The sequence below is a fragment of the Citrobacter sp. Cf087 genome (assembly GCF_030334285.1).
Lineage (GTDB): Bacteria > Pseudomonadota > Gammaproteobacteria > Enterobacterales > Enterobacteriaceae > Citrobacter > Citrobacter freundii.
On the sequence record NZ_JAOWED010000022.1, the window covers coordinates 372183 to 383728 of the forward strand.

An 11546-nucleotide genomic window follows, 5' to 3' on the forward strand; every position below is an offset into this window, starting at 1 on the left:
GGACCAGAAATAAGGAGCCACCATGTTCTTAATTAATGGCTGCGAGCAAAATATGCTGGCAGCAAGCGATCGAGCGACACAATTTGGTGATGGCTGTTTTACCACTGCCTGTATTATCGACGGCGAAATCCCTCTCTTTGCAGCGCATCTTGAGCGTTTACAAGACGCTTGCCAAAAACTGCTGATCTCTTTTGAAAATTGGTCCGAGCTGCAAAATGAAATGAAAATGCTGGCGAAAGGGCACGTACGCGGGGTGTTGAAAGTGATTATCAGCCGTGGCAGTGGAGGCCGGGGCTACAGTGGCAAAAGTTGTCACAGCGCCACACGCATCCTCTCCGTTTCAGCCTGGCCCGTTCATTACGATCGTTGGCGGCAAGATGGCATTGTGCTGGCGCTAAGCCCAGTACGTCTGGGACGTAATCCACTGCTTGCCGGGCTTAAACATCTGAATCGACTGGAGCAGGTGTTGATTCGCTCTCATCTTGAACAGACGGACGCAGATGAAGCACTGGTTCTTGACAGCGAGGGATGGGTTACGGAATGCTGTGCGGCTAATTTGTTCTGGCGTAAAGGTGATGTGGTTTACACGCCCCGCCTGGATCAGGCCGGAGTAAACGGCATTATGCGACAATTCTGTATCCGGATGCTGGCACAATCGCCATTCAGTATTGTCGAAGTGTATGCCGGGTTGGAGGAGGTTATGCAGGCTGATGAAATCGTCGTCTGTAACGCGTTAATGCCCATTATTCCCGTGCGTGCCTGTGGCGACACATTGCTGTCTTCACGTTTGTTATTCGATTTTTTAGCCCCACTTTGTGAGCACCCGAATTAGTCATGAAAAAACTGTTACTCGTTGTCCTGTTATTGCTGGTTGTGCTGGGCATTGCCGCGGGAGTGGGAATGTGGAAAGTTCGCCATCTGGCGGACAGTAAATTATTGATTAAAGAAGAGACGATTTTTACGCTGAAAGCGGGGACGGGCCGCCTGGCCCTTGGCGAACAGCTGTATGCGGACAAGGTTATTAACCGTCCGCGCGTGTTCCAATGGCTGCTGCGTGTGGAACCTGAACTGTCGCATTTTAAGGCCGGAACCTACCGTTTTACACCCGACATGACGGTTCGGGATATGCTGCAACTGCTGGAAAGCGGAAAAGAGGCGCAGTTCCCGTTACGTCTGGTTGAAGGGATGCGCCTAAGCGATTACCTGAAACAGGTGCGCGATGCCCCGTATATCAAACATACGTTAAGCGACGATAGCTATGAGACCGTGGCCCAGGCGCTGAAACTGGAAAACCCGCAATGGGTGGAAGGTTGGTTCTGGCCAGATACCTGGATGTATACCGCCAATACGACTGACGTAGCGTTGCTAAAACGCGCGCATCAGAAAATGGTTAAAGCGGTGGATACTGTCTGGGAAGGGCGCGCTGACGGCCTGCCTTATCAGGACAAAAATCAGCTGGTAACCATGGCTTCTATTATTGAAAAAGAGACTGCGGTTGCCAGCGAGCGTGACCAGGTGGCTTCGGTGTTTATTAACCGTTTACGTATCGGTATGCGTTTACAAACCGATCCGACGGTGATTTACGGTATGGGGTCACGGTATAATGGCAAATTGTCGCGCGTGGATTTAGACACCCCGACCGCTTATAACACCTATACCATTACAGGACTGCCACCTGGCCCGATTGCCATGCCGGGAGAGGCATCGTTGCAGGCCGCGGCACATCCGGCAAAAACGCCGTATCTTTATTTTGTGGCTGACGGTAAAGGTGGCCACACGTTTAACACCAATCTTGCCAGCCACAACCGGTCCGTGCAGGATTACCTGAAAGTGCTTAAGGAAAAAAATGGGCAGTAACTATATCGTCATCGAGGGCCTGGAAGGCGCCGGAAAAACCACCGCGCGTAACGTAGTGGTAGAGACACTTGAGCAACTCGGTATTCGTGACATGGTTTTCACCCGCGAACCTGGCGGCACGCAACTGGCTGAGAAACTAAGAAGCCTGGTGCTGGACATTAAGTCGGTGGGTGACGAGGTTATCACCGACAAAGCCGAAGTTCTGATGTTTTACGCCGCGCGCGTACAACTGGTCGAAACCGTTATTAAACCTGCGCTGGCGAAAGGCGCGTGGGTAATTGGCGATCGTCACGATCTGTCTACGCAGGCGTATCAGGGTGGTGGACGTGGTATCGATCAAAACATGCTGGCAACCCTGCGCGATGCAGTGCTCGGCGATTTTCGCCCGGATCTGACTATCTATCTGGATGTGACGCCAGAAGTCGGGTTGAAGCGTGCCCGTGCACGCGGCGAGCTGGATCGTATTGAGCAGGAATCTTTCGATTTCTTTAATCGTACCCGCGCGCGCTATCTTGAGCTGGCTGCCAAAGACGCCAGCATTCGCACTATAGACGCTACGCAGCCGCTGGAGGCTGTGATGGCTGATATTCGCAATACCATCACCCAGTGGGTGAAGGAGCAGGGCGCATGAAATGGTACCCATGGTTACGACCGGATTTTGAAAAACTGGTGGCCAGCTACCAGGCGGGTCGTGGTCACCATGCGTTACTGATTCAGGCGTTACCCGGAATGGGCGACGAGGCGCTTATTTACGCTCTCAGCCGCTATTTAATGTGCCAGCAGCCGGAAGGACATAAAAGCTGCGGACAGTGCCGTGGCTGTCAGCTGATGCAGGCGGGGACGCACCCTGACTACTATTCGCTGCTGCCAGAAAAAGGCAAAAGCACGCTGGGGGTTGATGCTGTACGCGAAGTCAGTGAAAAGCTGTACGAGCATTCGCGTCTCGGCGGTGCGAAGGTCGTGTGGATCCCTGATGCCGCCCAGTTAACCGATGCTGCCGCCAATGCCCTGTTGAAAACGCTGGAAGAACCCCCGGCACAGACCTGGTTTTTCCTCGCCAGCACAGAGCCTGCTCGTTTGCTGGCGACATTACGCAGCCGTTGTCGGTTACATCATCTTGCGCCACCTCCGGAGTCGTATGCTATCTCCTGGCTTGCTCGTGAAGTGACTGCGTCGTCAGAAGCGCTGCTTAGCGCGTTACGTCTAAGTGCCGGTTCGCCAGGCGCGGCACTCACGCTGTTACAGGCTGAAAGCTGGGCGCACCGTACAGATTTTTGTGCGGCACTGGTGAATACATTAAACGCCGGTGATTGGTATATCTTGCTCGCGGCGTTAAACCACGATCAGGCTGCCGCCCGTTTACACTGGCTGGCAACGTTGCTTACGGATGCGTTGAAACGTCCGTATGGGATTGCCCATTTAACCAATCCCGATGCCCTGGACCTGATATCTTCCATCGCAGAACGGTTATCCGTTGCCCAGATACAGGCGATACTCGGTGACGTTTGTCATTGCCGTCAGCAGTTGCTGAACGTGACGGGCGTAAACCGCGAGCTGGTATTAACCGATCTTATTCTTCGTATTGAGCATTACCTGCAACCAGGCACCGTACTGCCTGTTCCCCATCTTTGAGAGAGACATTATGTTTTTAGTCGACTCACACTGCCATCTTGATGGCCTGGATTATCAATCTCTGCATAAGGACGTGGACGACGTGCTGGCGAAAGCGGCCGCACGCGATGTGAAATTCTGTCTTGCCGTTGCAACCACCTTGCCAGGATACCGCAGTATGCGTGAACTGGTTGGTGAGCGTGACAATGTGGTTTTTTCCTGCGGCGTGCATCCGTTAAATCAGGATGAAACCTATGATGTTGAGGTGCTGCGTCGTTTTGCCGCTGAAGAGGGGGTTGTGGCGATGGGAGAAACCGGACTGGACTATTTTTACACGCCGGAAACAAAGGTGCGCCAGCAGGAATCCTTTATCCACCATATTCAGATCGGCCGTGAGTTACAGAAGCCGGTTATCGTGCATACCCGCGATGCGCGAGCCGATACGCTGTCTATTCTGCGCGAAGAAAAAGTGACGGATTGTGGCGGCGTACTACACTGTTTTACAGAGGACAGAGAAACGGCGGGCAAACTACTGGACCTTGGATTCTATATCTCGTTTTCCGGCATCGTCACGTTCCGAAATGCAGAGCAGCTCCGTGATGCCGCCCGCTATGTTCCTCTGGACCGGTTATTGGTCGAGACGGATTCTCCCTACCTTGCGCCTGTACCGCATCGTGGAAAAGAGAACCAGCCCGCCATGACTCGTGACGTTGCAGAGTACATGGCCGTAGTGAAAGGTGTTGCCGTTGAAGAACTGGCGCAGGCAACCACTGATAACTTTGCCCGCCTGTTTCACATCGACGCTTCTCGCCTGCAATCTGTTCGTTAACTGACTTTTTTTAAAGCTCGTAATTAATCGCTAATGCGAGTAAAGTTCACCGCCACAAAATGGGCGGTGAATAACCAGCTTGACACATTCAGAAACGCATTTTATCGGAATGTGCGGATTTTGCGGCCATTCACGACTGAACTGTGATAGCCGTCAAACAAAAACAAACTGAATTATTTTACTCTGTGTAATAAATAAAGGGTACTTAGATGCCCTGTACACGGCGAGGTTCTCCCCCCTCGCTAATGCGTGAGAACGTAGAAAAGCACAAATACTCAGGAGCACTCCTAATTATGTTTAAGAATGCATTTGCTAACCTGCAAAAGGTCGGTAAATCGCTGATGCTGCCGGTATCCGTACTCCCAATTGCAGGTATCCTGCTGGGCGTCGGTTCCGCTAACTTCAGCTGGCTGCCAGCCGTTGTATCGCACGTAATGGCAGAAGCGGGCGGTTCTGTTTTTGCGAACATGCCGCTGATTTTTGCTATCGGTGTTGCGTTAGGCTTCACTAATAATGACGGTGTATCTGCACTGGCATCCGTTGTTGCTTACGGCATCATGGTTAAGACCATGGCTGTAGTTGCGCCGCTGGTTCTGCATTTACCTGCTGAAGAGATCGCAGCTAAACACCTTGCTGATACGGGTGTTCTCGGGGGGATTATCTCCGGTGCGATTGCAGCGTATATGTTCAACCGCTTCTACCGTATTAAATTGCCTGAGTATCTTGGCTTCTTTGCGGGTAAGCGCTTCGTTCCTATCATTTCTGGTCTGGCTGCTATCTTCACAGGTGTGGTTCTGTCCTTCATTTGGCCGCCAATCGGTACTGCTATTCAGACGTTCTCCCAGTGGGCTGCATACCAGAACCCGGTCGTGGCGTTCGGTATCTATGGCTTCATTGAACGCTGCCTGGTGCCGTTTGGTCTGCACCATATCTGGAACGTTCCATTCCAGATGCAGATCGGTGAATACACCAACGCTGCAGGTCAGGTGTTCCACGGCGACATCCCTCGCTATATGGCGGGTGACCCGACTGCGGGCAAACTGTCTGGTGGCTTCCTGTTCAAAATGTACGGTCTGCCGGCTGCTGCTATCGCTATCTGGCACTCTGCTAAACCAGAAAACCGCGCGAAAGTGGGCGGTATCATGATCTCCGCGGCGCTGACCTCGTTCCTGACCGGTATTACCGAGCCGATCGAGTTCTCCTTCATGTTCGTGGCGCCGATCCTGTACATCATCCACGCGATTCTGGCTGGTCTGGCATTCCCGATCTGTATCCTGCTGGGTATGCGTGACGGTACGTCGTTCTCCCACGGTCTGATCGACTTTATCGTTCTTTCCGGTAACAGCAGCAAACTGTGGCTGTTCCCGATTGTCGGTATCGGTTATGCGATTGTTTACTACACCATCTTCCGTGTGCTGATCAAAGCGCTGGACCTGAAAACTCCGGGTCGTGAAGATGCCACCGAAGACAGCAAAGCAGGTGCGTCAGGCGAAATGGCTCCGGCTCTGGTTGCGGCGTTCGGCGGTAAAGAAAACATCACTAACCTTGATGCGTGTATCACCCGTCTGCGTGTCAGCGTGGCTGACGTTGCCAAAGTGGATCAGGCTGGCCTGAAGAAACTGGGTGCGGCGGGCGTTGTGGTAGCTGGTTCCGGTGTTCAGGCGATTTTCGGTACTAAGTCCGATAACCTGAAAACTGAAATGGATGAGTACATCCGTAACAGCTAAGCAGTAAGAAATTGGGGAGAACTAAGGCAGCCTACGGGCTGCCTTTTTTATTGCATTAATTAGCCTGAATGCGAATCGGCGCGGTGACTGCGAACAGCCACGGACGAGCCTCTGCATTCACGCGAGGGGATAACGTCTCTCTGACCTGCTGGTGGTAATCATCAATCCATTGCTTTTCAGCTTCACTCAATAGATGCAGTTCAACCAGATTCAAATCAATCGGCACCAGCGTCAGCGTAGAGAAACGACAGAAACCAGGGCGGCTGTTGATTATTTCCACCTGGTTCTCAATACGGATCCCATATTGCCCGGCCAGATAGTAACCCGGTTCGATAGTGATGATATTGCCCGCGACCAGAGGCCAGGGGTTTACTTTCTTGGCAATGCGATGGGGTTGTTCATGGATAAGCAACTGGTGGCCTACGCCGTGTCCTGTTCCATGATCAAAATCCAGGCCTAAATCCCACAACGCCCGACGGCTAAAGGCATCCAGTTGATGGCCCTGAGTGCCGCTGGGAAACTGCAGTGAAATAAGCGACAAAAAGCCTTTCAGCACGGCGGTGTAATGCAGACGACGTTGCGGATCCTGTGGACCAAACGCGAAGGTACGCGTCGTATCCGTCGTACCATTGTGGTACTGGCCGCCGGAATCATTCAGATACATGGCCTGCGAGGTAATTGGCGTATTGGTTTTTTCACTGGAGTGGTAATGACACATCGCCGCATTGCTGGCAGAGGCCGATATCGTGCTGAAGCTTTGCTCAATAAATCCCGGCTGCTGCTGGCGAAATTCCAGTTGTTTTGCCTGGGCTTCCAGTTCGGTGACCGGATTGCCAGCCGCTTCGCGCAAAGGGACTTCATGGGCCAGCCAGGCAAGGAAATTAACCCAGGCTGCGCCATCTTGTTCATGGCATTCCCGATAGCCCGCCAGTTCAACGTCATTTTTGTGGGCTTTCATCAAGGTGATGGGATCAGGGGCCCATAAGACGTTGCCACCGTGTTCTTCAATGGCAAAACGCAACGCAACCGGGGCGTAGTCTTTATCGACCAGGAAGCGTTTCCCACTGGCCAGTTGCTGGCAACGTACCAGGAAACTCTCTTGCGGGGCCAGCGTGAGCGTGTTCAGCAGTGATACGGGTAGTTGCTGCGTTTTGTTGCTATCCACAAACCATTCCAGCTCACCGCTGCGATGGAGCAGGGCAAACGAAAACGGTACTGGCACCATAGCCAGATCTGAACCGCGAACATTCAACAGCCAGGCAATGTTATCCGGCAGGGTAATTGCCAGTACGTCAGCCTCATGTTGAGCGAGTTGTTCCACGACGCGGGCACGCTTTTGCGTGCTGCTTTCCCCGCTGATTTCAATGGGCATTTCACGAATGATGCCGCAGGGGGCTGCCGGTCGGTCAAGCCACACCTGGTCAAAAGGATCTTGCTCAAGAGGTACCAGCTCGCAATGAGTTGCCGACAAGGCTTCAAACTGGCTGTTGACCATCAGCAGCGGTTCAAAGCCGATACGTGTACCCGCTGCAACGTGAGACTGCAAATAGTCGGCCAGCGGTTCATCGTGTAAATGATGAATTTCAAAATCATCCAGAGAGACTTCATTGCGTACCTGGACCTGATAGCGTCCATCGACAAACATTAACGCACGGTCCTGAAGGACCAACGCGAGGCCGGCAGAGCCGCTAAATCCGGTCAGCCAGGCCAGTTTATTGTCATGCGGCGTACAATCTTCGCTTTGATGAGCGTCGGCGCGTGGAACAATCATGCCATCCAGCCCCTGCGCTATCAGCAGGTTGCGCAGGGCGGAAAGAGGAGTTGAGTTGTGCATAGTTAACCTTCAGGTCTTAACGGAACGGCGGTTCGTTGAATGTACGTAACTTACGGGAGTGCAGTCGGTCGCCTTCAGCACGCAGACGATCGATAGCCCGGATACCTATTTGCAGATGCTCAGAAATAGCACCTTCATAAAAACGGTTGGCCTGACCAGGTAGTTTGATCTCACCGTGCAGCGGCTTGTCGGAAACGCACAGCAGCGTGCCGTACGGAACGCGGAAACGGTATCCCTGAGCGGCGATGGTGGCGCTTTCCATATCGATAGCCACCGCGCGACTGAGGTTGAAACGCAGCGCAGAAGCGGAATAGCGTAGCTCCCAGTTACGATCGTCGGTGGTGACGACAGTACCGGTACGCAAGCGCTGTTTAACTTCTTCACCGGGCATACCGCTGACTTCTTTGGTGGCGTCATACAGGGCGCGTTGTACTTCCGCAATGCTCGGAATCGGAATATCCGGCGGTAGTACGGCATCCAGAACGTGATCGTCACGCAGATAAGCGTGGGCCAGAACATAGTCGCCAATCGCCTGGCTTTCACGCAGACCACCGCAGTGACCAATCATCAGCCAGACGTCAGGACGCAGTACGGCCAGATGATCGCAAATGGTTTTGGCGTTAGACGGGCCAACGCCGATATTGACCAGCGTGATCCCCTGACCGTCAGCCGTGATTAAATGCCAGGCGGGCATCTGGTGTTTCTTCCAGGCGAGATCGGAGATGGCTTCTTCTGGCGCTTCGGTTTCGGCGGTGATCCAGATCCCGCCCGCACAAGAAAGCGCGATATATGGGCTGTTCGGGTCGAGGATCTGGCTGCAACCCCAACGCACAAACTCATCGACGTAGCGGGTGTAGTTGGTGAACAGCACAAAAGGTTGAAAATGTTCAACCGGCGTTCCCGTGTAATGACGTAGTCGCGCCAGCGAAAAATCCACGCGTCGGGCATCGAAGTGAGACAGCGGAGAAAATTCCGCCGGATGAAAAATCCCGTCTGCCGTTTCGTCACCAATCTGCGACAATTCAGTGGTGGGGAAATGGCGCGTTAATCCGGCGCTCATCGAGCGATCCAGCGTCAGTTCTGAACCGTCAATCACATAGGGATAGGGGATTTCATGCTGCGACGGCTCGACCGAGATATGCGCATCATAATCCTGATACAGCAGCGTGAGCTGTTCTTCAAGATACGGACGAAAAAGCGACGGACGGGTAATCGTAGTGGTGTAGCTGCCCGCATGGGTAAAACGACCATAGGCTCGGGTTTTCGGGGGATTGGTGGCGATGCCATCCCAGGTGACACACAGTGATGGGTAAACAAAAAGACCGTTATGGCGGGCGATTACATCAGGGAGCGTCCCTGTTTCAATATACTTACCAATGGCGCTACGCAGTGCTTTAACCGACTGCTCGTACAGCGCGTCCAGTTTATCCAGTGCCTGAGCCGGGGTCAGGCTGGAGCCCTTATTGTTCATGTCTGTCTCCTTGTTCCACAGATGTACTGCTCTCCCGATAGTATGTCACAGGAATGTGAAACAAAAGTCAGACGTTGAGGAAGATTGCGCGAAGACCGGACGGCCTCCGCACCCTGGCTTAACCGTGCTGCTTATCCCGCATCAGCAATGCTGTAGTCGCGGAAATAAGACAACCCGCCATCAGATAAATGGCTACACTGTGCCAGTCTCCGCCGGAGAATGTTACCAGTGCAGCAGCAATGAAGGGGGTAAAACCGCCGCCAACTACGCTTGCTACCTGATAACCAACGCCTGCGCCGCTGTAGCGATAGCTTGCGCCAAACAAACCGGTAAACATAGGCTGCTGTACGCAGACCACCATATCGTGTGCAATGTTGGCCAACATAATCGCGAAGAACACGATCCAGAAAATGGATTGCGCTTCTAACGCCATAAAGAACGGGAATGCGCTAAGCGTCCCGACCAGTGCGCCAGTAATGTAAACGCGCCGGCGACCAAAGCGGTCGGCGAGCCAGGCAAAGCAGGGGATGGTCAGACAGCTCAGTCCACCAACTAACAACCCGATATTCAGAAACAGTTCGCGAGGTAAGCCCAGATTCTGCGTGGAGTAATTAAGGGCAAACGCGGTGACGATATACATCGTCAGCAGTTCACACAGGCGCAGAGCGATAATTTTCAAAAACGCCCCTGGATGACGGATTAATGCCTCGACTACCGGTAGTCTCTTTTTCTCTGGTTGCGGTGCCTGCTGCTGCTGTTCGAATTCGGCCGATTCATCCATTCGGTTACGCATCCACAACGCGCCCAATACCAGCACGATGCTGAACAGGAATGGAATACGCCAGCCCCAACTCAGGAACTGCTCATCGGTGGTTTGCGAGCTAATCAGCGAGACCAGACCGGTAGAAAGTAACAGTCCGACGCCGTAACCAACCTGGACGCCGCTGCTGTAGAAGGCTTTTTTATTTTTCGGCGCGCTTTCGACCGAGAGCAACGCTGCGCCGCCCCATTCACCGCCAACGGCGAATCCCTGAATGGCGCGTAGTGTCACCAGCAGCACAGGAGCCCACCAGCCAATGGTGTCAAAAGAGGGAATAATCCCGATCAGCGCAGTGGCAATACCCATCATCCAGACGGTAAGCATCAGCATACGTTTACGGCCCAGACGATCGCCGAAGTGGCCGAAGATCACCCCGCCTAACGGACGGAACAAAAATCCGACGCCAAAGGTAGCAAATGCGGCAAGTGTCCCCATCGCTGGGCTGACTTGCGGGAAGAACTCGCGGTTAAAGACCAGTGCGGCAGTAATGCCATAAAGCAGAAAATCATACCAGTCGACCACGGCACCCGCGAAGCTGCCAAGCGCAGCGCGTCGGGCGCGGTTAAGCGAAGAGGCGTCCTGTTGGGGACCCGTGGAGGTGAGGGTGGAATCCATAGTTATCCTGTCTGTACTGTTTTTTAGTTATTAGTATTTGAGTTGGGTTACACACATTGCAGTCGCAATATTAACGACCGTTATGAGATTATCGCGACAGACGGGAAGTGAAAACGATTATCTCCCTCATCTGATGGCAACATGAAAAATAAGATGAATGAAAAATCTGAATCAGGTGGAATCGTGGCCTGTCAGGAGTGTTCTGATTTCAGGCGGAGCATTAGGAGTACTGTATTTGGGGAAGCTATATACCCACTTTCATAATGGTATACGGAGATTCAGTGAAACCACATCGCTCATAAGCACGAATCGCACGCCCGTTATCTCCGTGGACATATAAGCGAAGCTCCAGTGCCTTTTGTTCAAAGTGTGCGCGGTAGATGCGGTAGCCCAGCGCATTAAGCAACATCGCGTCGGCCGGTGTGGCGTCACGGATTTGTAATGTCATGAATGATTCCCGTCCTGGTAATAAATTGACGATTACTAAATTATATCAAAACTGTCAGTGATACAGTGGGATGCGAATATTTCAGAGGCTTGTCAGTATGAAGATTGTTTTTATCCCTGCGTTGATCGTAGTCCTGATTGATAAAGAACAGGACATAGGACGGGAATTGACCCGCGATGAGGTTGAGTCCATTCGCGATGGCGCTACAGCCATCCGCCTGCCGGCCGAAGCAGCCGAGGATATAATCAGAGAGCGTGGCTACCGCGATATTGATCCTGAGAATGTCTGGCGCGAGTGGCAGGCGTATAAAGCTGACTGAACGTCGATGGGAACA

At 52.9% G+C, this 11546-nt stretch carries 11 protein-coding genes; 7 read left to right on the top strand and 4 right to left on the bottom strand.

All coding sequences use genetic code 11. The features are described 5' to 3' along the window. Positions 1–22 precede the first annotated feature (22 nt). The 6 genes from pabC to ptsG all read left to right on the top strand — a co-directional run bounded on the left by pabC (position 23) and on the right by ptsG (position 6024). Positions 23–832: an aminodeoxychorismate lyase gene (gene pabC / locus OGV57_RS03835; RefSeq protein WP_054528277.1), complete on the top strand. Its 810-nt coding sequence runs from the start codon at positions 23–25 to the stop codon at positions 830–832. Between the two features lie 2 nt (positions 833–834). After that, the gene (gene yceG / locus OGV57_RS03840) at positions 835–1857 is read left to right on the top strand and encodes a cell division protein YceG (protein WP_054528278.1); all 1023 of its coding nucleotides are present in this window, start codon (positions 835–837) and stop codon (positions 1855–1857) included. After that, complete coding sequence (gene tmk / locus OGV57_RS03845; protein ID WP_003036268.1) at positions 1847–2488, top strand: dTMP kinase; 642 nt, start codon at positions 1847–1849, stop codon at positions 2486–2488. Before yceG ends, tmk begins: the two co-directional genes overlap by 11 nt. Next, complete coding sequence (gene holB, locus OGV57_RS03850) at positions 2485–3489, top strand: DNA polymerase III subunit delta' (protein WP_054528279.1); 1005 nt, start codon at positions 2485–2487, stop codon at positions 3487–3489. Before tmk ends, holB begins: the two co-directional genes overlap by 4 nt. A 10-nt stretch (positions 3490–3499) precedes the next feature. Continuing rightward, positions 3500–4297 (top strand): metal-dependent hydrolase, encoded by a 798-nt coding sequence (locus tag OGV57_RS03855; protein WP_032936194.1) that lies wholly within the window; start codon positions 3500–3502, stop codon positions 4295–4297. Positions 4298–4590: 293 nt separating this feature from the next. Continuing rightward, a complete protein-coding gene (gene ptsG / locus OGV57_RS03860) occupies positions 4591–6024 on the top strand; it encodes a PTS glucose transporter subunit IIBC (protein ID WP_003036277.1) in 1434 nt (477 codons plus the stop codon). Between the two features lie 55 nt (positions 6025–6079). On the opposite strand, the gene OGV57_RS03865 is transcribed toward ptsG, so the two are convergent. From OGV57_RS03865 to OGV57_RS03880, 4 genes are all read right to left on the bottom strand, one after another. Next, complete coding sequence (locus OGV57_RS03865) at positions 6080–7858, bottom strand: aminopeptidase P family protein (RefSeq protein WP_054528280.1); 1779 nt, start codon at positions 7856–7858, stop codon at positions 6080–6082. Between the two features lie 16 nt (positions 7859–7874). Further along, positions 7875–9329, bottom strand: a complete 1455-nt coding sequence (locus tag OGV57_RS03870; protein ID WP_003036283.1) for an AMP nucleosidase — start codon at positions 9327–9329, stop codon at positions 7875–7877. Between the two features lie 118 nt (positions 9330–9447). After that, the gene (gene shiA / locus OGV57_RS03875) at positions 9448–10764 is read right to left on the bottom strand and encodes a shikimate transporter (RefSeq protein ID WP_003036285.1); all 1317 of its coding nucleotides are present in this window, start codon (positions 10762–10764) and stop codon (positions 9448–9450) included. Positions 10765–11008: 244 nt separating this feature from the next. Next, positions 11009–11212 carry an N-acetyltransferase gene (locus tag OGV57_RS03880; protein ID WP_016149941.1) on the bottom strand — a complete coding sequence of 68 codons (204 nt, stop codon included), beginning with the start codon at positions 11210–11212 and terminating at the stop codon, positions 11009–11011. 97 nt (positions 11213–11309) lie between these two features. Here OGV57_RS03880 and OGV57_RS03885 point away from each other — a divergent pair, with 97 nt between their 5' ends. Further along, on the top strand, positions 11310–11531 hold the full coding sequence (locus tag OGV57_RS03885) for a hypothetical protein (RefSeq protein WP_003036289.1): 222 nt from the start codon (positions 11310–11312) through the stop codon (positions 11529–11531). Positions 11532–11546 lie beyond the last annotated feature (15 nt).

Excerpts from the sequence above, each read along its gene's own strand:
- yceG (WP_054528278.1), top strand. The coding sequence starts at position 835 with ATGAAAAAACTGTTACTCGTTGTCCTGTTATTGCTGGTTGTGCTGGGC.
- tmk (WP_003036268.1), top strand. The coding sequence starts at position 1,847 with ATGGGCAGTAACTATATCGTCATCGAGGGCCTGGAAGGCGCCGGAAAA.
- shiA (WP_003036285.1), bottom strand. The coding sequence starts at position 10,764 with ATGGATTCCACCCTCACCTCCACGGGTCCCCAACAGGACGCCTCTTCG.
- OGV57_RS03870 (WP_003036283.1), bottom strand. The coding sequence starts at position 9,329 with ATGAACAATAAGGGCTCCAGCCTGACCCCGGCTCAGGCACTGGATAAA.
- holB (WP_054528279.1), top strand. The coding sequence starts at position 2,485 with ATGAAATGGTACCCATGGTTACGACCGGATTTTGAAAAACTGGTGGCC.
- OGV57_RS03885 (WP_003036289.1), top strand. The coding sequence starts at position 11,310 with ATGAAGATTGTTTTTATCCCTGCGTTGATCGTAGTCCTGATTGATAAA.
- OGV57_RS03880 (WP_016149941.1), bottom strand. The coding sequence starts at position 11,212 with ATGACATTACAAATCCGTGACGCCACACCGGCCGACGCGATGTTGCTT.
- OGV57_RS03865 (WP_054528280.1), bottom strand. The coding sequence starts at position 7,858 with ATGCACAACTCAACTCCTCTTTCCGCCCTGCGCAACCTGCTGATAGCG.
- ptsG (WP_003036277.1), top strand. The coding sequence starts at position 4,591 with ATGTTTAAGAATGCATTTGCTAACCTGCAAAAGGTCGGTAAATCGCTG.
- OGV57_RS03855 (WP_032936194.1), top strand. The coding sequence starts at position 3,500 with ATGTTTTTAGTCGACTCACACTGCCATCTTGATGGCCTGGATTATCAA.
- pabC (WP_054528277.1), top strand. The coding sequence starts at position 23 with ATGTTCTTAATTAATGGCTGCGAGCAAAATATGCTGGCAGCAAGCGAT.